Here is a 22,752-nt window from a genome sequence, read left to right as displayed (position 1 = left end):
TAGAATTTTATCTTTTTTGGAATTTTATAAACTCGATAGCAGTTTTTTATTTTTCTTTCTTTTGAATTTTAGAAGTATTACCAAGTTTGTTTATAATAATTTTCGGGTCGCCATATAGGTAAATACCACTACTGCCAGAAGCATCAATAGTTATCGTATCTACCACTTCTAAATACGCATCACTAGACATTTCGTTTAAAGTATTACAGGTTGTAGCTGTAAAATTTTTACCATTAAATTGTGAGTAATTATCGGTTCTTAATTTAAATTCATTGGTTTCCCCTTCAAGGGTAGCATTTGCGCGTTGATATAAGTCTGCCTGGGTTACAGGAGAATACACTAAGGCATCTAATTTACCATGATCTGTTAAATTAAGTTTAGCATTATCGCAGGTTAAATTAAGTTTCACTTTTGATTTTCCGTTGCTTTGAAACTCAAAATTCGTTGTTTTTATAGTTAAACCGGCTTTTGATGAGCCCTCGGCTATAAGTAAGGTATTTTCCAAATTCATGGTGGTTAACGATAGTATTTCACCCGAATCGGTAGTTTTTATGGTGTTTAGAGTATCATCGTAATTAACCGTAATATTCAATCTTTTTTTGGAGGTGATTCTAGTGGTTTTATCAAAGCTTAAAACTCCATTATTAACGTAAAATTTTATAAATTCATGTAGGTTTTCATCAGTTTCAATAGTAACGGAAGGGACACTGTTGTAAATGATTTCAATATCAAAATCTTCATCAACAATAATAGTATCAAACGGATCGATTTCAGTTTGTATAATGGTCACATTTTTATTTCCTTTAACTTTTTCAATAGTTTGTGAAGCCATTGAAAAACATAAAATTAAAGACAGTATAGTGGTGAGAATTTGTTTGTGCATGGGTTGCAAAATATGACGTTATAAACAAATATAAACAAAAAACCACCTCAAACTTAAATTAAGTAAGCGATGGTTTTAAAATACTTGTTTTTAAATACTTATTGTTTTTTAATACTGCCTGAAGAACTATCGCTTTTATTCACTACTTCAGGGTTTCCTAAATATTTAATATCGGCACCGCTAGTAGCATTTGCCGTTAATTCTTTAGAGGTATTTACCGTAATATCGGCACCACTTGTTGCTGTAACTTGGCTAGATTCCGCTATTAAATCGGCTGCTTCTATAGCACTGCCACTGGTGGCTTCTGCAATAAGCTTGATGGTTTTTCCAGAAAGTATTAAATCGCTGCCGCTGGTAGATTTACAGTTTAGAGAAACAGTATTAACATCTAAATTCATGTCGCTACCACTTGTAGTTTCTAAATTCAAATCCTTAATAATAAAGGTATTTGTAGATTTTACGTCGCTGCCACTGGTAGCTGTAATGCTGGTAACGTCTTTAAAGCTTACTATAATTTTTTTAGAGGTGCAACTTCCAATATTTTCTTTAGTATGAATTTTTAAAACGTTATCTATAACTTCGGTTATAATAAGTTCTTGTAAATTGTCATCGGCTTCAACGCTTATACTTGCGTCATCGCTTTGGGTTAAATACACATCTAAACCTTCCGATGCATTTATTGCTGTAAATGGTTTATTTATTGGGCGGTTTTCTACAGTAACATGTCCATTGCCTTTTACGCCATAATTAAAATTGCAAGAAAATAAACTTAAACTTACTATGGTTGCTACTATAATTTTTACTAAAGTTGTCATAACTGTTCGTTTTTTTTATGTTGTCTGAAAAGTGTTTTTGTATTTGCTTTGTCAGGTTGAGCTTGTCGAAATTGATATTGATTATCAATAATTTAAAAATATTTCGACAAGTTCAATATGACACAGAATTACACTTTTCAGACAACCTCGGTTGATGATTATTTTGTTATTCAAATATCTTATTTCTTGTTATTGATTAGTAACTTAAATATCTGAACTGTTGTTTTTTAATGCTGAATTGTTTATTTATCAGATTTAATATTTACACCGTCGCCATCAATTTTTACTTTCACTTCTTCCGATTCGGCATTAATGCCTTCATCGTTAATTTTTAAATGGCTTTTATCACCTTTAATTTCAATACCATTTTCGTCAATCTTTATATTGGGCATATCAATATTTACTTCAAATTCGTTTTCATCTTCTTCGCATGAATCGCATGTTACACCTTCTTCAGTAACTTTTAAATAATGGTTGGCGTAGTTTGATGGCATGCCATAACTTAAATAATTATTTGTGTTATTGTTGAATTTTACATGGCTCCCCACAGGTAAATAAAGAACGATTTCAACTTCTTGATCACTAAATTTATTTTTCGAGAGTGTTGATAAATAAGTGTCTAAATACAATTGATTACCTTTAAAGGTATAGATGTAATTTATATTTTTAGCACGCGCCATTGCTTTTTCATAGTCTCTGCCATCGGCACTTTTTTCAATACTTATGGATGCTAAAGAGTCGGTTGTCGATTTCACCGTAATACTAATATCTGAACTGTAAATAGTCTTATCACCATTTTCATTGTTTGCTATTTTAAACGAATCATGTCTTGAATACCGGTTTCTTACTAAATTGTTTTCAGCCATTCTAATATTTAAGGTATCGTTGGTGGTAATGTAAAGTTCTTGTTTTTCTATAACATGTTCGTTAAAAGCATGTTCGCTTGCTTCCCTTAAGCCTATAACTATTAAGGCAATTATAGAAAACAACCATAAGCCTAAAAGTGTAAATTTTGCAATGTTACCAATAGATTTTAAATTGGTAATCAAGATTTTCAATCCTAAATAGAAAAGGAAAAAGAAAGGAATTCCAATAGCAAAAAACACCAATAAAGACGCCAACCACATGGGGGCATTGTCTGTAATGGCTATTTGCACAAAATCCATTCCAGGTATGTGAACAATATCTGCAATACCTACCGAAAACCAGCTTATAATTAATGAAATTAAGGCAATGGCACCCACCATTATTAAAATGATCCCTATAAATTTAGCTATTACTTTAAAGAAAAACATGATAATATCTGCAATGGTATCAAAAAAGGTTTTTGAACTCGATTTTATTTTATTTCCTTGCTTTTGGAAATCGGCTCTCTTTGCCGCATCCTGTACATTTTTTGCAGCTCCAGAAACGGAATCACTTACATTTTTAGCAACACCCGATACAGTTTCAGAAACCGTATCGAACCCATCTTTTATTTTTTTTTCAATGTTGCTAATGTTCACAGGTTCGCCTGTCATTATTATTTTTTCGGCTGTTGTTTTGGCTTCAGGCACTAAAATCCAAAGTAAAATATACAGAAGGATGCCTGTTCCCATTCCAAAAATTAATAACACCCATAGTAAACGTATCCAAATAGTGTCAATACCCAAATAATGCCCCAGACCAGAGGCTACACCACCAATATACGAGTTGTCGGTATCTCGAAATAGTTTTTTTGAAACTGACGATTTTCGTTCGTAAGCCATTTGTGGTTCGTCTTCAAATATCTCGTCGTCCACTAAATAATCTTCTGGTTGCCCCATGATGGAAATGACTTCGTCAACCTCCTTAATTCTGATGACTTGTCGGTCATTTTGCACACGCTCATTAAAAAGTTCTGCAATGCGCGCCTCAATATCTGCAATAATCTCGTTACGACCTTGAGAGTCTGTAAATGAACGTTTTATAGCTTCAAGATAACGTTGCAGTTTTAAGTAAGCATCTTCATCAATATGGAAGAAGGTCCCTGCTAAATTTATATTGACTGTTTTATTCATTTTCTTGTTGTTTTTTGGTGTTGGTTACTAAGTTCACAGCGTTTTGCAATTCGCTCCACGTGGTGTTTAATTCGGTTAAAAATAACTTGCCTGTTTCGGTTAAGCCGTAGTATTTTCTAGGTGGTCCAGAGGTGCTTTCTTCCCAGCGGTAATTTAAAAGTCCAGCGTTTTTCAATCTGGTAAGTAGTGGGTAAATAGTCCCTTCAACCACGAGCAATTTTGCGTCTTTTAAGGTGCCTAAAATTTCTGCAACATAGGCATCGTCATCCTTTAAGACCGATAGTATGCAGAATTCCAAAACCCCTTTTCGCATCTGTGCTTTTGTGTTCTCTATCTTCATTGTGTCATTCGTTTAATTTTGTGAAACTGTTCATTTTTTGATTGATTTTTGATGATTTATTGATGAAATTTTATTTATGTTTTTTTGGCGTTACCCTATCGGGTCGGGCTTTCCGCTATATCTTTTTTACGTCATTGCGAAGAAAAATTTCTAATTTTCTGTGGCAATCTCTTAATCTAAAATCACTACTATTTACTATGGTAAAAAAGGATGCCGCTTCAATCCCTAACGCGGGCATATTTGCCATTTATTTTAAAAAATTTATAGTAAACGGGTATTTGTAATATTCACCATCTCTAGCTTTTAAACTCGCATTGATAATTAAAACGAGTTCAATTATAAAAGCAATAACCGCCAATACACCCATTGCTCCACCTATATATAAAAGTGCCAATGGTTTGCCCATATCAATATGGAAATTGTTGAACCCGTTAAAATCTATAAAGTCGAAATCGCTAAATAGGTTAAAAATAAAAAAAGGAATAGAAAGCGTTCCAATAACAATGGCATACAATAACATGCTTATTTGAAAATTAATGGCTTGTTTCCCGTGTTCATCCACAAACTCCGATTTTTCCTTGTTTGCAACCCACAAAACAATAGGCCCAATAAAATTCCCAAACGGAATAATAAACCTACTAAAGGTTGATAAGTGAATGAAAGTGGCGATGTTTTTTTGATGATTATCTAACATGATTTTAAACATATAATAGTTTCCTATACAAATATATGTCTTTAGAAAGGTATTATGTTACGCATAGTACCATATTTTAACATAAAATTAACATTTATAGGTACAGATTATTTTCCTAACTTAGTAAAAAAATAAATAATCCTGAATGAACATAACTCCCAGAAAACTAAACACTTTCACGCTTTTTAAGTTGCCTTCAGCATACTTTTGTGGTGTAAGAACACAATTTATAGATACTAAAAAATGTGTAGTATCCGTAAAACATCGTTGGATAAACCAAAACCCATTTAATTCCATGTTTTGGGCAGTTCAAGGTATGGCAGCAGAATTTGCAACAGGTGCTTTAATGATGACAAAAATTAAAGAGTCAGGAAAAAAAGTATCTATGTTAGTCACATCAAATTCTGCAACATTTACCAAAAAAGCTACCGGTAAAATCACCTTCACTTGTAACGACGGACCATTAATAGGTGAAGCACTTAAAAAAGCCATTGAAACAGGAGAGGGGCAAACCGTTAGCATGAAATCTATAGGAGTAAACGAAGAAGGCATAGAAGTTTCAACCTTTGTTTTTGAGTGGAGCATTAAAGCTAAAAGTTAAGTTGAAAGTTAGATAGTAAAAAGTTCTAATGATTCCACAATTTAACATCCAAAACCCAAAACCTCAAAAAAAATGTAACAATTCCTTAAACATATAAACATATAAACTAATAAACATATAAACTTTTTAAACACAAAAAAATGACAGCACACGAAATAGACTATAGAATTTACGGCGAAGAAATGCAATACGTAGAAATAGAACTCGACCCACAAGAAGGCGTTGTTGCCGAAGCAGCGAGTTTTATGATGATGGACGATGGTATTAAAATGGAAACCATTTTTGGAGATGGTTCAACTAAAAACGAAGGTTTTTTAGGCTCTATTCTTGGGGCTGGAAAAAGGATTCTTACAGGCGAAAGTTTATTTATGACGGCTTTTTACAATAACCTAACAGGTAAGCGAAATGTAAGTTTTGCATCACCATACCCTGGAAAAATAATCCCGATTGATTTAACCGAGTTTAACGGTAAATTCATTTGTCAAAAAGATGCTTTTCTATGTGCAGCTAAAGGCGTGAGCGTTGGTATTGAGTTTTCAAAAAAATTAGGTCGCGGACTTTTTGGAGGTGAAGGCTTCATTATGCAAAAACTTGAAGGTGATGGTATGGCATTTGTGCATGCTGGTGGCACCATGGCAAAAAAAATATTGCAGCGAGGTGAAACCTTGCGTGTAGATACGGGCTGTATTGTTGGGTTTACTCAAGATATCGATTATGATATTGAATTTGTAGGCGGTATAAAAAACACCATTTTTGGTGGTGAAGGTCTGTTTTTTGCAAAACTGCAAGGTCCAGGAACGGTTTATATACAATCGTTGCCTTTTAGCAGATTAGCGGGTCGTGTATTGGCGTCTGCACCCCAAGGTGGTGGAAAAGATAAAGGAGAGGGCAGTATTTTAGGAGGTTTAGGGAACCTTTTGGATGGTGATAACAGGTTTTAATTTAGGTAAAGCTTTTTCTTAGCGTAAAGTTTTTTTATTGTTATATTTTTGTTGAATCAAATTTATAATTATCTCTAAGCTAAATTTCATTTGAACCTTAACCTTAAATATATTAAAACACTTGTTTTTTTATGGTGCCTTTCTGCGTTCTCTCAAAATGGCCATGAAGAAGGTTATTTAAAATATATTGATTTAGCAGTTAATAAAGTGGATGATTCGCCTAAAATCGCAGATTTATACCTAGATTCTATACCTAAGCCACTTAAAGAAAGCATTCCTGGTCATATCGCATGTTATTACGATATTAGAGCACTTATAAACGATAGAAATAACGAAACTTCCAAACGTTACCAAAACTATGTTTTAGCTTTAAAATATGCCAAATCAGAAAAAAATTATGATATTGCAGGTAAGGCTTCTTTGGAAATTTTCTATAATACCTATTTAGTAAAGAAAGATACTACGGCTTATAAATACCTGGAAAGCGCTAAAAAGTATTACACCCTAAGTGATAATAAAAATGGTTTGTTAGAGGTTGAGCAAATGCCTGCTTATGTTGAATTTTATAATGGTAATTATAGAAAAAGTAATGATCTTATTCTACAACATTTAGAAGCTTATAAAGCAGTAGAAGATGATGCTTATTATTATATGTATGCATTATTTATGTTAACATCTAATTATATTGGTTTAGAGGATATAAATAAAGGCCATAAATATTTTAATAAGTTAAAATCATTAAATAAAAACCCCTCTATTTCAAAACCTTTATATAATTCGCATGTAGTGACCATTTATGGCCGCTTATCAAGTTATTATTTTAAAAATAAAAATATAGATTCTACCGCATATTATATTTCTAGTTCTGGCAAACTAAGACATGCTATGAACGATTATGATGAGAGAAATTATTACAAACTTAATATAGACTATCATGATTATTTAAAGGATTATAATAAAAAAAATAGTTTTATAGATTCTTTAAAGTTATTTGAAGAAGAAACGTTAACAAACATAATGGATGCCAGTTTTCAAATTGGAGATTCACTTTTAAACTCTGAATCTGAATTAGAAACAGTGCAAAAGAAAAGAAATAATTATATATTTTGGACTATTGCTATATTATCTGCCTTACTATTAATACTATTGTTTTTTGTAATAAAAGTCAAAAAGTCAAAAAAAATAATAACTGAGTTTGAGAAAAGTAATGATGAATTCACTTATTTTAAAAATAACCATGAAAAACTAAAAGTGAAAGTAAATGGCATAGAAAGCTATATTGTTGAAATAAAGAAAGAATTAAAAAGCATCTCCAACATAAAGAATACGCAAAAGCAACAGGAACAAATTATAGCGTTGTATAAAAATATTCATCATAATGCTTCTACTTTATTATCTAAAAGTGAAAATCATTTAGAAATTATAAATGAGTTTAATGTTGATTTTTTTAATCAATTATCCCTAAAACATCCTGAACTTAATGCTTCTGAAACCATAGTTTGCTATTATTTATATAAAGGTTTTAAAAGTAAAGAAATAGCTGCTTTTTTAAATACATCAGAAAGAGCAATAGAGGGTAAAAGGTATCGAATTAGTAATAAGTTAAACATCACAGAGAAAGGCTATAACTTAGTGGAATACTTAACAAATAGCCTTTTAGTTTTAAAGCAATAATTTTAATTATATTTCTTGAAAATGGCTTAATATATTAGTACCGTGTGGTCATTGTGTGGTTAATTTTAGTTAGCATTAATCAGTTGTTTTTCATATTTGCATTGGTTATACAAAACACATACTTCAAATCCATTTTTTATGAAAAAAACAATTACTCTTTTATTTTTTACTTTATCGGTTTTAGGCTACTCGCAAATCGTAGATTATAGAAATGCTCCCTCTACGCCTAATAGCAATTATTATGACATAGTTAATAAGGCAAAACAAAAAACAGCTTCAAAAAAAGTTACAGGTAAAGCAACACGTACCGATATAAAAGCTGAAAAACAATTTGAACGTTGGGCATACTTTTGGAAAGACCGCGTAAATGCTGATGGTTCATTTCCTAAAGCGCTACAAGGATGGGAAAATGCTGGTTTGTTAGAGAATAATACAGAAACAACCAAAAAGCAAAATACTCAAAGCAAAACAAATGTACTTAATTGGAGCAATATTGGTCCACAAACAAATCCAAATCCAAATGGATATGCTGCACCACCACAATTAGGTCGTGTTAATACATTTTGGAGGTTTGCAGTTACACCTAATTCAAGTTCTACGGGTGACATACTTATTGTTGGAACTCCAACTGGAGGTATTTGGAAATCTACAGACAATGGTGCTAATTGGTCACCTAAGTTCGATACTTTTGCAGGTATTGGTATCACAGATATAAAGGGTTCATCATCCGTTTCGGGAACTCCTGGAGCTCTATATGCAACAACAGGAGATTATGATAGCTCAGGCACACTTAATGCCATTGGGGTGTACAAATCTGTCGATTATGGCGAAACATGGACAGCAACTCCAGGGCTTTCCGGAAATTTATCTGATACAGGAAACTCTAGTTTGTTAGGGCATTTAGTTGTAATTGATGCCAATACAGTTGTTGTTGCTGCTAAAAATGATATTCTTAAAACGACTGATGGTGGTACCACTTGGACTTCAAAATTTAATGAATTTGATGGTAAATTTGGACGTATGGCGAGTCATGGAACAAACATAGTTTGTACAAATTATTGGGGAGGTATATTTTATTCATTAAACAGTGGTGATACTTGGTCTGTTTTATTAGCATCTGGAGGTTCTAAAGACCAAAAAGTTGTAGCTGTTGATCATGAGGGTACTAATGCAGGAACATTTTATGTTCAAGGTAATGATGGTCGATTACAAGTGCTAGATTTAGTTAATGAAACCATTTCTAGTATAGGTACTCCTAGACCGGCTACCGCAGAAGATACAGATTCTTTTGGAACATATTCTTCTCAAGATGGTTACAACCAAGCGTTAACCGTACGTAACGGTTTCTTTATGGAAGGGGCAGTTGCAGGACAAACTTCAATTGATAATGGAGACACTTGGTATATGTCTTTAAATGGCTATTGGAAAAATAGTTCAACACCTGGTGTATTTGTTCATTGTGACCATCACCAAATGGGGTATTTAAATAATGGGAATTCTTTTTGGGATGCGCACGATGGAGGACTTGATTTTATTGAATTTAATAGTACACCAGATTTAACGACTCCAAATACAACCTACAAAACTAATGGCGTTATTAACACTCAAATATATGCCATCTCTATTAATCCAACGGTTGCTAATAGTGACGATTTTTTAATGGCAAATCAAGATAACGATGGGTTTAGTAAAGAAGGAGGTACTTGGTATGGTGTAGGTGCGGGAGATGGCGTGTGTTCTGCTATCGATTATAACAATACTTCTATACGTTATATGGGAGGTACTAATGGTACTTTGTTTAGATCTTATGGAACAACAGGTTTTAAAGATGAATTTTTTGGAGATGAAGTTCCAAAACCAGGTACAGGAGAATTTGTTTGGCCTTTTAGTTTAGATACCAATACTTCAACAATTGCTTATGGTGGTTTTGATGATTTTTATAAATCAACGAATATTTCTACTATATCATTATATCCAACTCCAGCTGCTAGTACGATATGGACAGACCTAAATGCCGGTGCGGGAATACCATTAAGTTTTGATAATCAGGGGGATAATGTTGCCATTGTAGGCGAAACTGCTTTACGCAGAAGTACAGACGGAGGTGCAACTTGGAGCACTATAAATCAACCTTCTGGTGTAGAAATAAATTCTTTTTCTATTGATGGAGCAAGCACAAATGGTACTACTATATATGCTACAGCAAAAGCTTATTTAGCAGGTAGTAAAGTGTATAAATCTACAGATGGCGGTAGTACTTGGACAAATATTTCAGGTAATATGCCTAATGTTATAATGAAGAAAATTTTATTTAGACAAGGCTATACTTCTGAACAATTGTTTGTTGGTACAGAACTTGGTGTGTACTTTACAACTGATGGCGGAACCAATTGGGATAAATTAGGAGATAATTTACCAAATGTAATTGTAAACGATTTAAAGATTAATTATTTAGGTGAAAAATTATTTATTGGCACATATGGAAGAGGTATGTGGGAAATAAATATTTCAAACTTAACATTAGGTCTTGAAAATTTAGAAGCAAATGATGTACTTGCACCAAAATTATACCCTAACCCTGTTAGTAATGGTGACTTAAACATAAAATTACCTAATAATAGCGAAGCATTTGACTATGTGATTTATAATATAGTTGGTGGTTTTGTTAAAAAAGGAAAAATAAATCAAGGAAATAATATTATTAATGTAGGGCAAGTATCTGCTGGAATATATATTGTAAGAATGACAAATAGTAAGTACGTGTCTTTACAAAAAATCATAATTAAATAGTAAATTACATAACTTAATTACTTTTATAAACCCTGAAATTTTATTTCAGGGTTTATAATTTTGTTAAAGTTTGGAAACTTATTAGTTTTTTTATTAAATTTAATTCGGAAATAAACGATTAAGCCTATTAAAAAATCTACTTTTACTAACCTAAACCTTACAAAATTATGGCAAGAGCAATGCTTGATTATACTAAAACTGTGCTTAACAAAGTTAGTTTTGATGCATCATTGTTTTGCAAAGAAGTACAAAAGGCAGCACAAAGATTGCTTCCTCATGAGTTAGAAGATCTCAAACAGTTCATTCTTTCTCTTATACTGCAAAACCCAGAATTAAATCAATGTTTAATTTATTTAAAACCATAAAAAAAGCGACCGAACGGTCGCTTTTTTTTTAAAATTATTTTTTTGAATTTAATGGACTTATAATTTTTACATCTTGAAATTTAATAGCACCGCGAATAATGCCAGAAATAACATCTTGTAATGCTACAATAATTTGCATTTTTAATTCACTTTTATGGTAAATTAAGCTAACTTCTCTAGCAGGAACGGGTTCGTTAAAATAACGCAAATTTTTTGTCTCTTTTTCACTCATATCCAGCGTATGTAAATAGGGTAGAAGCGTCATTCCTAAACCTTCATTCGACAACTTTATTAAGGTCTCAATACTTCCACTCTCTAATTGAAATTGCTCCTCAGATTGGTCTTTAAATGCTTTGCATAAATTAATAACACCATCCCTAAAACAATGTCCATCTTCAAGTAGTAACATATCGCTTATATCCAAATCGTCCACATTAATTTTTTCATTACTATGTAATCGGTGGTTTTTAGGAATATAACTAACAAAAGGTTCAAAATATAAAACGCGTTCTTTAATATTGTCATCTTCTAGAGGTGTGGCGGCTATAGCAGCATCTAAATGCCCGTCTTTAAGCCGTAGCATAATTTCTTCAGTAGTTAATTCTTCTATTTTAAGTTTTATTTTAGGGTATTTTTTAATGAAATTTTTCAAAAACATAGGCAAAAGCGTTGGCATAACCGTGGGAATAACACCCAATTTGAATTCGCCACCAATAAAGCCTTTTTGTTGGTCTACAATATCTTGTATTCTGTACGATTCGTTTACAATATTTCTCGCTTGATTAACTATTTTTTTACCAACATCGGTCAATTCAATAGGTTTTTTGCTTCTATCAAAAATAAGAATATCTAATTCGTCTTCAAGTTTTTGTATTTGCATACTAAGCGTAGGCTGGGTAACAAAACATTTCTCTGCTGCTTTAGTAAAATTTTGGTTTTCAGCAACTGCCAAAACATAAGATAATTGTGTAATTGTCATTTATATCAATTTAGACTATAAAAGTATAAAAACTATCAATAAAATCTATTATAATTAACGTAAATTATAAATTATATTTGTAGTATAATATTTAAATAAATAGAACTTATGGCAATTAATAGTATCGGATTAGACACAAAAAAAACAAAAGATGTAGCAAATGATTTGAATAATTTGTTAGCAAACTTTCAAATATATTATCAAAATTTAAGAGGTATTCATTGGAACATTAAAGGAAAGCGTTTTTTTGATTTACATGTAAAATTTGAAGAATTATACACCGATGCCAATGTTAAGGTTGATGAAATAGCGGAACGTGTATTAACATTGGGAGAAACACCGCTTCATACATTTGAAGAATATGTTGCAAATGCACAAGTACCAATTGGTAAAAATATATCGCAAGATGAAAAAGCAGTAACATTAATTGTTGATTCTTTATCAGAATTATTAAAAATTGAACGTGCTATTTTAGACAAAGCGGGTGAAGCGAATGATGAAGGAACCAACTCTATGATGAGTGATTTTATTTCAGAACAAGAAAAAACAGTTTGGATGATGAAAGCTTGGTTAAGCTAAACTGTTTAACATACTACAAATTATTATAAAAAAGACGTTCCATTGGAAGGTCTTTTTTTATAATAAACCACGAGCTTTTATCTCTAAATACTTATTAATAGTATTAATGGTTAAATGTTCAGGTGCCGTTAAAATACTTTGAATACCATGTTTTTGAAGTTCGTTTACAATTAATTTTTTTTCGTAAATAAACTTTTCGGCGATGGTTTTTTCAAAAATATCGTAAGTGTTTATAGCTGTTGTTTTGGTGAGTTTTTGCAGCTCGGTATTTTCAAAAAAGATAACCACGAGCAAATGGTTTTTTGCAATAGCTTTTAAATAGGGTAGCTGCCTGTACAATGCATCTAACGTTTCAAAATTGGTGTATAGCAACAATAAACTGCGCTGGTTCAAATTACGTTTAACATCAACATACAATCTTGAAAAATCAGATTCTACAAAATCGGTATCTAAATTGTAAAGTGTTTCAAGAATAGTGTTCATTTGCGATGGTCTGCGTTCTGCAACCACACGATTTTCCACCTTCCTCGAAAATGAAAAGAGGCCTGCTTTATCTTGTTTTTTTAATGCAACGTTGCTAATAACTAACGATGCATTGATGGCATAATCCAATAAACTCAAACCTTCAAAAGGCATTTTCATAACGCGGCCTTTATCAATCACACTGTAAACGGGTTGCGAGCGTTCATCTTGGTATTGATTTACCATGAGGCGATTACTTTTTGCCGTTGCTTTCCAGTTGATGTTTCGTAAATCGTCCCCTTGCACGTAATCTTTAATTTGTTCAAACTCCATAGTATGACCAATACGACGGATTTTTTTCAAACCATATTCAAAAATTTTATTTGAAAACGCTAAAAGCATGTATTTTTTCAACTGTAAAAAAGAAGGGTAGTTGGGCACCATGGCATCTTTTCCAAATTGAAAACGTCTGGAAATTAAATTAATCGGGCTACTCGCATAAAGGTTTAAATTACCAAAAAAATACTCACCCCGTTCTAGTGGACGTAAGGTGTATGTTATTTTTTTACTGGCTTGTTTTTTTAATGTGGTATCTATTTCAAAATCACGTTTTTGATATTGAAAGGGTAATTCATCAATGAGTTTTAATGTGCTTGTGAAATTGTAATTATTTTGTAATGAAATTTCAATAGGATTATCATCGCCATTACTTAGTTTTTCGGGTAAAAGTCGAGAAGCCGTCATGCCTTTTTGTTTGAATAAGAGAATAAAATCGACCACTACTAAACACATAAAAACAAAAAACAGCATTTGAGCAATCACTACTAACCCTGGAAATATATACGCAAGGATAAATAAGAAAACAAGAACACTCACACTTATAAAAAAGCGTGTATTTAAGTAGATATTTTTGAAAAACTTTTTCAACTACCTAGGGATCTCAATAGTTTCTAAAATTTGCTCAATCACTTTTTCAACAGTAAAACCTTCCATTTCGCGTTCTGGTGTTAAAACCAAACGGTGTTTTAAAACCGCTTTAGTGCAGCGTTTAATGTCTTCGGGCGTTACAAAATCGCGACCTTGAATGGCTGCGTTGGATTTGGCAGCATTCAAAATCGCAATAGAAGCTCTTGGCGATGCACCTAAATATAAATTTGCATTGGTTCTTGTGTTGTTAATAATAGATGCTATATAGGTAATAAGATGATTCTCAACAACTATTTGCTTAATTAGGTTTTGATAATAGGCAATTTGTTGCCCATTTAAAACAGGAATTACGGCGTTAAAATCCAGACTATCTTGTCGTTGATGATTGTCCATTAAAATCTGAATTTCATTTTCAATTGTTGGGTAATCCACATCTATTTTAAACAGGAAACGATCCAATTGTGCTTCTGGTAATCGGTATGTTCCTTCTTGTTCAATAGGGTTTTGAGTGGCAAATACTAAAAATGGCGCATCCATAATGTATTTGGTGCCATCCATCGTTATTTGGCGTTCTGCCATCACTTCAAATAAAGCCGCTTGTGTTTTTGCTGGTGCACGGTTTATCTCATCAATTAAAATAATGTTCGAAAAAATAGGCCCTTTTTTATATTCAAACTCGTTGGTTTTTACATTGAATATCGAAGTTCCTAAAATATCACTCGGCATTAAATCGGGTGTGAATTGAATTCGGCTAAAATTTACAGCCAATGTTTTAGCTAATAATTTTGCGGTAATGGTTTTTGCAACTCCGGGAACACCTTCAATAAGAGCATGCCCGTTTGAAAGTAACGAAATGATAAGTAATTCAATCATTTCATTTTGACCGACAATAATTTTACCTATTTCTTTTTTTATAGCTTCAACGTGTTCTTGAAGCGGTTTTAAATCGAGTCTACTTTCAAAATTTATATCTTGATTTTCGATGGGTTGTTCTTCCATTATATATTGTTTTTTGTGAAGGTTTCTATAAGTTTGTTTAGCTGAATTAAATCAGGTTCTGTATGTGTGTTTTTTGATTTTAAATACACAATATAATCTATTAACGCTTTGGTATCTTCCTTTTTATTAGACGATTTTATGGCTAATTTAGAAATGAAGTTTTCGCTTAATTCATTGGTGTTTAGGTAGTATTTAGAGCGAATCTGTTCCAGAAAATATTGAATTTTGTTGTTGATGATATTAGTATAATCACCATGTTGATAATACAAATCTCCAATAGTTTTGGTAAAATCTAAGGAAGCATTTTTTAAGGGTTCAACCACCGGTATAATGCGTTGGGTGCGTTTTCCTTTAAAAATTACAAATAGTAGTAATGAAATTAAAGTGATGTAAAACGCCCATTTTAACGCTGGGTTTTGAAGCACAAAACGCAACGGACTCGTAATTACTTTTCGTCCGCTTTTATAATAATTATCCCAAATAATTTGATTTTTTGGTAAAAAAGAAAGTACGGTTGCTGCATAAACATCATTGCCATTTAGCATGTGGTAATTGCTAAACGCAAAGGGGTTGGTATGAATATAAAATGCGCCGTTGTTCTTGCCAAAAGGAACTTTTATGAAGTTTATATTGGTTTCTGGTATGCTGTCGTTTGGATCTTTTTCAGTTTTATTAACATGGGTCGTACCTAATGCAATAGCATTTAAAGTATCGAGACTTGTGAAAAAACTATTCTCAATGACGTCTTTAAAGCGGCGTTCATTATGTTTTAAACTCGTACTTGTAAAACTATTTAAAGATGGTTTTTTAAAGAAGTTGTAAATATCAGAGCCTATGTTAATATTCAAAGTATCACTTAAAACACCATATATATAATTGGTACTTATAAAAACGGAGTTGCCATCTTCAACATATTTAATGAGAGATTCTGAGTCTTGTTTATCGAAATGTATGCCGTTATTTATAAAAAGACTAACCGTTTTTTCATTAGTTTCAACATCTTTTAAATTTTCAAAAGCGGTTTTAGTAGATGTTTTAATAGTTTTATTTGACACCTCTTTTAATTCATTAAAAAGCACATAACAACCCAAAGGAATTTTATCTGCCGCTGCATAAGAATCTCGCCAGTTTAATGCTTTTGGTTTGGTTATTTCGGCAATCATCATCAACACGATAACTGCTCCAATGGCATACAATGCTATTTTAGACGGTTTATCCATGTTGAAGTGTGTTTAGTTTATCGAAATCATATTTATTTTTTGTGTAAATAGCTTCATCTATAGGGAATTCGCCATACCAAACATAGTCATAGATATATGAAATACGCTTGAAAGCAGACTTGGTGTTTTCATCTTTAATTTCATTAATGTAATCGCTATTCGTTTTATCGTAATGCCATTCAATACTGTTTTTATTGGTAAGCAGTTTTAATGATTTTAAATACAAATAGCGAGTTGCTAAACGGAAGTTGTTTTCCTTTAAAGCATCAGAAATTAGAGTGTCAAAATTAACGTCTTTTATGTTTTCTTCCACATATTTAAAGGTGTCAATATCTTTTGTTTCAGTTTTAAATACAGAGTTTACAGGCGATTGCATTAAAAACTTGATGACTAAATACAAACAAGCCACACCCATAAAGCCATATACAATATATTCTAAGGTTTGATAATTTATGAAATCGATATCAAACCCAAAAATATCACCTAACCATCCAAAAAACTTCTGTAAGATGCGTTGCAATAAGTTGATGCCGCCGGTATCGTTGATGTTGTAGTTAAAATCGTCGCCGTTGTAACGTTGTTTAATGGCTTTTTTAAAATAAGTAACTTGAATTTTTGAAGAATCCTTCTGAATGCTATCTTGTGCAAAAGCATAGCCATAACTCATTAAAAAGCTTACAGAAAGGAACGTATTATGGTATTTAAATTTAGTCATTAACACCAATTTGTTCAATTTTGTTCCTTAAGAAAATATTGTTTTTCTCTTCAAAAATATTGTAATATAACACGCTGTATGCTACTTGAGATAACGCTTGCGAGTAAATAAACGCCAATAAAAACATGGCAAAACCCAAGGTAAAAACCATACTTGCAAAAACATTGGTAGCTAAATCTACATTGCTTTCTATTGAAAAATAAACGTAAATACCAATAATAAAACCAGGAATGGAAACTATGAGCATGGTAATCATTAAGTTTAAAATACCTATCACCAAACCAAACAAAATCACTTTGCCGAAACTTGAAAAGGTAAACGACCAACCTTCGGAAAGGGCATGGCTTAATCCTTCGTTTTTAGAAAAAATAGCCATAAAGGTCAATCCAAAAAAAGCAGTTAATAGGAAACTAAGTCCGTATTGTACAAACATGCCAATTAAGGGAATGAAAGCAAAAATAAGGGACACTATAATATACCCAATGTAAAGTCCAATCCCTAAAAATATAAATAGGATGATGGCGCCTAAGTTACTTTTAATATTTTGCCATACATTTCTAGATTCCACTTCTCCTTCGCTATTCACATATTCTGCCATATAAGAGCTTGAAAAGCTATAGTTTATAAGTGCTGTAATGAACAAAATTAGCACCAAAACAACAGCGCCAGCAATTAAATAAATGGTATTGTCGCCATCGTTATTCATGCCGAATCTAAAATCTCTACTGGCTAAACCCATAAAACCAGTGACTAATAAATAAGACGCAACAATTAAAAGAATGATACTTACGGCATTGTAACGCAAGTACAAACTGGTGTATTTTTTAAAGTTGTATTTAAGAAACAGGAAATAGGTATTTATGGTTTCGCCAAAATCATTTCTGTTACGTAATTCTATGTAGGGTTTGTTCATTTTTTTTATTCAGATTGAAAAGTGTTGTTCAGCTTAATGGGGTAAATAACGTAATAAAATACGATTAAAAATAACGAGCAAGCAATAATACCGTATGATAAAATCCAAGGCATTTGTTCGCCATAACGGGTTATAAAACCTTCAATGAAACCTGCAATAATAAAAAACGGAATGGTGCTTACTACAATTTTTAATCCGTCTTTGGCGCCTTTAGTAAAAGCGACTCGTCTGGAATAGGTTTTCGGAAACAAAAAACTATTTCCCATTACCAAACCGGCACAACCAGCAATTACAATCACCGAAATTTCAATAGTACCATGCAGCCAAATGGTTGATGTTTTTTCTAAAATGCCATAGTTGTAAAAAAACGTGATAAAAGCACCTAGCATGATGCCATTGCTAAACAGGATATAAATAGTGCCCACACTAAAAAACACACCAAATGCAAATGCAATAATAGCGACTCGAATATTATTAATGGTAATCCCTAAAAAAGACCCGATACTACTGCCACTTTTGTAAACCGCCATAGGTTCACCTTTTTCAATATTTTCAATGGTCATGTTTACATAGCCATCACCTAAAATTAAACGCACAAACGAATCGTCGTTCAACGTTGAGATGGCACCAATACAAACCGCTACCATAAATATTAAAAAGGTGTAAAGTAGGGTTTTTTGATAGCTTCGGAAAAATAACGGAAATTCATATTTCCAAAAAGAAATAATTTTGTTTTTTGATTCTCGTTTGGTGATATATATTTTTTGATGCGCCTCTGATGCCAACGAGTTTAAGTACAGCAAAGTCTTACTTTCGGGGTAATACGTTTGCGCATATGCCAAGTCGTTTGTCAAATGAATGTAGTAGGAAGCTAAGTCGTCTGGATTTATTTTTGCATTATTATGTAACGCACTTTCAAAAACCAGCCATTTTTCTTTATTTTGCTTCACGAAAGATGCTTCGCGCATAAAACTATTTTAATTAGAAACGAATATACATTTCAATGAGCAATTTAGCAATTAACACGGCACAAAATGTTAATTTAGATTACAAATTAATTGGTTTGGGCGAACGTTTTGTCGCATTCTTAATTGATGGTCTTATTTTATTGACCTATATCACCATCATGGAGAATGTTGTTGCCCTATCTGATATTTTCGAAACGGACGATTGGACACGTCGTGGTATTTTAGGCTTACTCACCTTGCCAGCCCTTTTTTATTCTGTGTTATGTCATATTATTTTTGGCGGACAAACCATTGGTAAAATGATATTGAAAATAAAAGTGGTGCGTTTAGATGGCGCTCCAACCCAATGGTATAATTTGCTTGTTAGATGGATGTTGCGCATTGTAGATATATGGTTGTTTTTTGCTTCTATTGGCGTGTTAAGTATTTTACTATCGGATAAAAAACAACGTATTGGTGATGCCGCCGCAGGAACTGTTGTTATAAGTGTGAAGAAAAAACATAAAATAACCAGTACCATTTTAGAAGATTTGGAAGTAGATTATCAACCTGTTTTTAATAATGTGACGCTATTAACCGATAAAGATGTACGCATTATAAAGGAAGCTTTCCTTATTTCAAAAAAGAATAACGACTTTAAAACACTTACCTTATTAAGAAATAAAGTATGTAATGTGTTAAATATAGAATCTAATTTATATGATGTCGATTTTATAAACACCATTTTAAAAGATTATAATTATTATACTCAGAATATGTAGGTTGAAGTAGAAAGTTAAAAGTATTTTCACCCAAAACCCAAAACCCAAAACCCAAAACCCAAAACCCAAAACCCAAAACCCAACACCCAAATCATGATGTTTTTTCAAATTATAGAGATACTCGGAACTTTTGCTTTTGCTATTTCTGGAGTATTGGTTGCTTTAGAAAAAAGAATGGATCCTTTCGGCGTACTTATTATTGCTTTTGTAACCTCGGTAGGTGGCGGTACACTCAGGGATATTCTTATAGGTATAACACCAGTAACGTGGATGGTGAACATGATTTATGTGTACGCCATTATAGGCGCTACTGTTTTTTCCATCATATTTAGAAAGCGTCTTGATTTTTTACGAATATCTTTATTCTTATTTGATACCATAGGTATTGGTCTATACACTGTTGTGGGTATACAAAAAGGTCTAGCCATTGGTTTGCACCCCATTATTTGTATTGCATTAGGTACTATAACCGCTTGTTTTGGAGGTGTTATTAGGGATATTTTATGTAATGAAATCCCTGTAATTTTCAGGAAAGAGGTTTATGCCACAGCTTGTATTTTAGGCGGTTTTACTTATTTTCTACTTCGTAAATTACCAATTGACAATAATATTGTATTCGTAATTTCTGGTTCGGTAGTCATTGCGGTACGCTTAATTGCTGTTAAGTTTAAAATAAGCTTACCCAGTTTGTACAAGGATGACACTGAGGTGTTTGAAGATTTAGATAGGTAGGTTTCCCAACACCCAACACCTAATTTATTATTTCCGCTTTTCTAATATAAATATTTTTAAGGGGCCAATCGGCTTCATCGTTTTCAACAGCGGCAATTTTATCAACTACATCCATGCCGCTGGTTACTTTTCCAAAAATAGTATAATCACCATCTAGAAAGTGCGAACCTCCTTGTTGTTGTACTATAAAAAACTCGTATGGCGAAGCTAATTTATGGGGGTTTTCAATATCGCTACTGGGCATGGAAACCATGCCTCGGTCGTGTTTAAATCCACGCTTGGTATCTGGTGGTAATAAGTATTTGCCAATATAATTGCGTTTGTTGGCTGTTTTTCTATCGTCGCTATTTCCGGCCTGTACCATAAAATTATCAATCACTCTATAAAATTGGGTGCCGTTAAAATATTTCTGCTTGGTTAAAAATATAAAGTTGGAACGGTGAAATTTGGTTTCATTAAACAATAAAATATCAATAGTTCCAAAATCGGTGGTTAAACGCACTTTGTTTTCTTTATGCATTTTGTCGTACTGTAGAAAAAATTCCATGGCATTTTTAGAGTTTAGCTTGGGGAAAGGTCTATTCACAACATCGGTGGTGTCTTCGTCTCCCGTCAAGCCTTCTTCTTTTACAATAGTTGTTATTTCTTTTTTAGGATTTATTTTCTTTTTACTTTGCTTATCTTCACAGTTTAGAAATAGAAAGAAAACCGATAACAGTAATACAAGTCTCATAGAATGAATTTTGATGATTTTTCACTAGCAATCTCAAAAATAGAAAATATACCGCTACCAGCACAAGCATCTCAGTTAAAAATGGTGCCTCCATTTAGGCAAGAACTGTTAAAACAGCAAGCAGATACCATTAAATACGCTAAAAGTGCAGGCGTATTAGCGTTGTTTTATCCTAATAAAAACCAAGAAACACACCTTGTTTTAACATTGCGTAAAACCTATAAAGGCGTGCATTCTGCACAAGTTGGGTTTCCAGGAGGGAAGCTGGAAATATACGATACCTCTATTGAAGCTGCAGCCATTAGAGAAACTTTTGAGGAAGTTGGGGTGCCTTCAGATAATATAAAAGTACTTCGGGCATTAAGTGAAGTTTACATACCTCCAAGTAATTTTTATGTGCATCCTTTTATTGGCATTTCTAAGGAAACGCCTCGATTTATAAAACAAGATAAGGAGGTTGAAGCCATTATTGAAGTAAAATTGAGTCATTTTTTAGATGATGCCAATATTATTACTGAAAAAGTAAGCACGTCGTATAGTGTTGAAGTTGAGGTGCCTGCGTTTAAACTTAACAATTATGTGGTTTGGGGTGCTACGGCTATGATGCTAAGCGAGATTAAAGACGTATTAAAACAACTCATGTAGTTTATAGATTTACTACATTTGTACTAACTAATTAATTTGACGCGCGATTTATGGGATTGTTTAAAAGAAATCCATTTGGCCATATCCTTTTTGTAAAAAAATGGCTTATCAGAATTTTTGGGGCTTTAACACACAGACGCTTCCGTGGTTTTAACGAGTTGCAAATAGAAGGCTCTGAGGTTCTAAAAAACCTGCCTGATAACAATGTGTTGTTCATATCAAACCATCAAACCTATTTTGCCGATGTGGTGGCGATGTTCCATGTATTTAATGCAAGTTTAAGTGGACGAACAGATTCCATTAAAAACATTGGGTATATATGGAATCCTAAATTAAACATCTATTATGTTGCAGCCAAAGAAACTATGAAAGCTGGTTTACTGCCAAAAATTTTGGCATATATGGGGTCTATTAGTATTGAACGTACGTGGAGAGCCGAGGGGCAGGACGTAAACCGCCAGGTGAAAATGAGTGATATTTCCAATATAGGTAAAGCGTTGGATGATGGTTGGGTTATTACTTTTCCGCAAGGGACAACAACACCTTTTAAACCTATTAGAAAAGGAACAGCATTCATTATAAAAAAATATCAACCAGTGGTAGTACCTATAGTTATTGATGGTTTTAGACGATCGTTCGATAAAAAAGGTTTGCGTATTAAAAAGAAAAACATACTGCAATCCATTGAAATAAAAGAACCTTTGGTAATAGATTATGAAAATGAATCTACCGATGATATTGTAAAACGCATTGAATATGCCATAGAGCAGCATCCATCGTTTTTAAAAGTGATTTCTCAAAAAGAATTGGAAGCCCAAGAAGCGTTGAATAAGCTTCGCGAGTGGTAAATTATATTCTTTTTAATAACGGTCTGTGTTTTCTTAAAGTGAGAGTTCGTTAATTTATCAGCTATTTTTTTTGCGAGATATTAAAAGAAACCTAACAAAAATAGCAATTAGGCAATACTTTTAATAGGT

The 22,752-nt window shown here is 32.6% G+C and carries 24 protein-coding genes; 10 read left to right on the top strand and 14 right to left on the bottom strand.

Features of this window, described 5'->3' with window-relative positions; translation table 11 throughout:
* Positions 1 to 46: 46 nt before the first annotated feature.
* The 6 genes from EV196_RS07705 to EV196_RS07685 form a co-directional block, all read right to left on the bottom strand.
* Positions 47 to 832, bottom strand: coding sequence for a GIN domain-containing protein (locus tag EV196_RS07705; RefSeq protein WP_132217036.1), 786 nt, complete (start codon positions 830 to 832; stop codon positions 47 to 49).
* 149 nt (positions 833 to 981) lie between these two features.
* Positions 982 to 1,698, bottom strand: a complete 717-nt coding sequence (locus EV196_RS07700; protein ID WP_132217034.1) for a head GIN domain-containing protein — start codon at positions 1,696 to 1,698, stop codon at positions 982 to 984.
* Positions 1,699 to 1,940: 242 nt separating this feature from the next.
* Entirely contained in the window at positions 1,941 to 3,737 is a 1,797-nt protein-coding gene (locus EV196_RS07695; protein ID WP_132217032.1) for a PspC domain-containing protein, read from the bottom strand.
* Positions 3,730 to 4,077, bottom strand: a complete 348-nt coding sequence (locus EV196_RS07690) for a PadR family transcriptional regulator (RefSeq protein ID WP_132217030.1) — start codon at positions 4,075 to 4,077, stop codon at positions 3,730 to 3,732. The genes EV196_RS07695 and EV196_RS07690 overlap by 8 nt, the downstream gene beginning before the upstream one ends.
* 115 nt (positions 4,078 to 4,192) lie before the next feature.
* Entirely contained in the window at positions 4,193 to 4,324 is a 132-nt protein-coding gene (locus tag EV196_RS20220) for a hypothetical protein (protein WP_262711331.1), read from the bottom strand.
* A complete protein-coding gene (locus EV196_RS07685) occupies positions 4,325 to 4,771 on the bottom strand; it encodes a DUF4870 domain-containing protein (RefSeq protein ID WP_132217028.1) in 447 nt (148 codons plus the stop codon). It abuts the gene before it with no gap.
* Positions 4,772 to 4,916: 145 nt separating this feature from the next.
* Between EV196_RS07685 and EV196_RS07680 the strand changes: the two genes are divergently transcribed.
* The 5 genes from EV196_RS07680 to EV196_RS07660 all read left to right on the top strand — a co-directional run bounded on the left by EV196_RS07680 (position 4,917) and on the right by EV196_RS07660 (position 11,142).
* Positions 4,917 to 5,372 (top strand): DUF4442 domain-containing protein, encoded by a 456-nt coding sequence (locus EV196_RS07680; protein ID WP_132217026.1) that lies wholly within the window; start codon positions 4,917 to 4,919, stop codon positions 5,370 to 5,372.
* Between the two features lie 140 nt (positions 5,373 to 5,512).
* The gene (locus EV196_RS07675; protein ID WP_132217024.1) at positions 5,513 to 6,313 is read left to right on the top strand and encodes a TIGR00266 family protein; all 801 of its coding nucleotides are present in this window, start codon (positions 5,513 to 5,515) and stop codon (positions 6,311 to 6,313) included.
* A gap of 90 nt (positions 6,314 to 6,403) precedes the next feature.
* Positions 6,404 to 7,987, top strand: a complete 1,584-nt coding sequence (locus EV196_RS07670) for a helix-turn-helix transcriptional regulator (protein ID WP_132217022.1) — start codon at positions 6,404 to 6,406, stop codon at positions 7,985 to 7,987.
* 138 nt (positions 7,988 to 8,125) lie between these two features.
* The gene (locus EV196_RS07665; RefSeq protein ID WP_132217020.1) at positions 8,126 to 10,777 is read left to right on the top strand and encodes a T9SS type A sorting domain-containing protein; all 2,652 of its coding nucleotides are present in this window, start codon (positions 8,126 to 8,128) and stop codon (positions 10,775 to 10,777) included.
* Between the two features lie 167 nt (positions 10,778 to 10,944).
* A complete protein-coding gene (locus EV196_RS07660) occupies positions 10,945 to 11,142 on the top strand; it encodes a hypothetical protein (RefSeq protein WP_132217018.1) in 198 nt (65 codons plus the stop codon).
* A gap of 34 nt (positions 11,143 to 11,176) precedes the next feature.
* Here the strand turns inward: EV196_RS07660 and EV196_RS07655 are convergent, their stop codons facing one another.
* Positions 11,177 to 12,121 (bottom strand): hydrogen peroxide-inducible genes activator, encoded by a 945-nt coding sequence (locus tag EV196_RS07655; protein WP_132217016.1) that lies wholly within the window; start codon positions 12,119 to 12,121, stop codon positions 11,177 to 11,179.
* A 108-nt stretch (positions 12,122 to 12,229) separates the two neighbouring features.
* Between EV196_RS07655 and EV196_RS07650 the strand changes: the two genes are divergently transcribed.
* Positions 12,230 to 12,700 (top strand): Dps family protein, encoded by a 471-nt coding sequence (locus EV196_RS07650; RefSeq protein WP_132217014.1) that lies wholly within the window; start codon positions 12,230 to 12,232, stop codon positions 12,698 to 12,700.
* Between the two features lie 57 nt (positions 12,701 to 12,757).
* Here EV196_RS07650 and EV196_RS07645 read toward each other — a convergent pair whose 3' ends face one another.
* From EV196_RS07645 to EV196_RS07620, 6 genes are read right to left on the bottom strand one after another with little or no spacing between them, the layout of a single operon-like run.
* Positions 12,758 to 14,089 carry a DUF58 domain-containing protein gene (locus EV196_RS07645; protein ID WP_132217012.1) on the bottom strand — a complete coding sequence of 444 codons (1,332 nt, stop codon included), beginning with the start codon at positions 14,087 to 14,089 and terminating at the stop codon, positions 12,758 to 12,760.
* A complete protein-coding gene (locus EV196_RS07640; protein WP_132217010.1) occupies positions 14,090 to 15,088 on the bottom strand; it encodes an AAA family ATPase in 999 nt (332 codons plus the stop codon).
* On the bottom strand, positions 15,088 to 16,308 hold the full coding sequence (locus tag EV196_RS07635; RefSeq protein ID WP_132217008.1) for a DUF4350 domain-containing protein: 1,221 nt from the start codon (positions 16,306 to 16,308) through the stop codon (positions 15,088 to 15,090). The genes EV196_RS07640 and EV196_RS07635 overlap by 1 nt, the downstream gene beginning before the upstream one ends.
* Positions 16,301 to 17,023 carry a DUF4129 domain-containing protein gene (locus EV196_RS07630; RefSeq protein ID WP_132217006.1) on the bottom strand — a complete coding sequence of 241 codons (723 nt, stop codon included), beginning with the start codon at positions 17,021 to 17,023 and terminating at the stop codon, positions 16,301 to 16,303. Before EV196_RS07630 ends, EV196_RS07635 begins: the two co-directional genes overlap by 8 nt.
* Positions 17,016 to 17,936, bottom strand: coding sequence for a hypothetical protein (locus EV196_RS07625; RefSeq protein WP_132217004.1), 921 nt, complete (start codon positions 17,934 to 17,936; stop codon positions 17,016 to 17,018). The genes EV196_RS07630 and EV196_RS07625 overlap by 8 nt, the downstream gene beginning before the upstream one ends.
* Positions 17,937 to 17,941: 5 nt before the next feature.
* Positions 17,942 to 18,904, bottom strand: coding sequence for a stage II sporulation protein M (locus tag EV196_RS07620; RefSeq protein WP_132217002.1), 963 nt, complete (start codon positions 18,902 to 18,904; stop codon positions 17,942 to 17,944).
* 35 nt (positions 18,905 to 18,939) lie between these two features.
* Here EV196_RS07620 and EV196_RS07615 point away from each other — a divergent pair, with 35 nt between their 5' ends.
* Complete coding sequence (locus tag EV196_RS07615; RefSeq protein WP_132217000.1) at positions 18,940 to 19,665, top strand: RDD family protein; 726 nt, start codon at positions 18,940 to 18,942, stop codon at positions 19,663 to 19,665.
* 96 nt (positions 19,666 to 19,761) lie between these two features.
* A complete protein-coding gene (locus EV196_RS07605; RefSeq protein WP_132217449.1) occupies positions 19,762 to 20,397 on the top strand; it encodes a trimeric intracellular cation channel family protein in 636 nt (211 codons plus the stop codon).
* Positions 20,398 to 20,416: 19 nt separating this feature from the next.
* Here the strand turns inward: EV196_RS07605 and EV196_RS07600 are convergent, their stop codons facing one another.
* The gene (locus EV196_RS07600; RefSeq protein WP_132216998.1) at positions 20,417 to 21,130 is read right to left on the bottom strand and encodes a peptidylprolyl isomerase; all 714 of its coding nucleotides are present in this window, start codon (positions 21,128 to 21,130) and stop codon (positions 20,417 to 20,419) included.
* Between the two features lie 3 nt (positions 21,131 to 21,133).
* Here EV196_RS07600 and EV196_RS07595 point away from each other — a divergent pair, with 3 nt between their 5' ends.
* Both EV196_RS07595 and EV196_RS07590 read left to right on the top strand, forming a co-directional pair.
* Complete coding sequence (locus EV196_RS07595; protein WP_132216996.1) at positions 21,134 to 21,775, top strand: NUDIX hydrolase; 642 nt, start codon at positions 21,134 to 21,136, stop codon at positions 21,773 to 21,775.
* Between the two features lie 50 nt (positions 21,776 to 21,825).
* Positions 21,826 to 22,623: a lysophospholipid acyltransferase family protein gene (locus EV196_RS07590; RefSeq protein WP_132216994.1), complete on the top strand. Its 798-nt coding sequence runs from the start codon at positions 21,826 to 21,828 to the stop codon at positions 22,621 to 22,623.
* Positions 22,624 to 22,752 lie beyond the last annotated feature (129 nt).

The organism is Mariniflexile fucanivorans (assembly GCF_004341235.1).
GTDB lineage: Bacteria > Bacteroidota > Bacteroidia > Flavobacteriales > Flavobacteriaceae > Mariniflexile > Mariniflexile fucanivorans.
The sequence above is the reverse complement of the archived record's forward strand: the minus strand, read 5'-3'. Positions and strand labels throughout refer to the sequence as shown.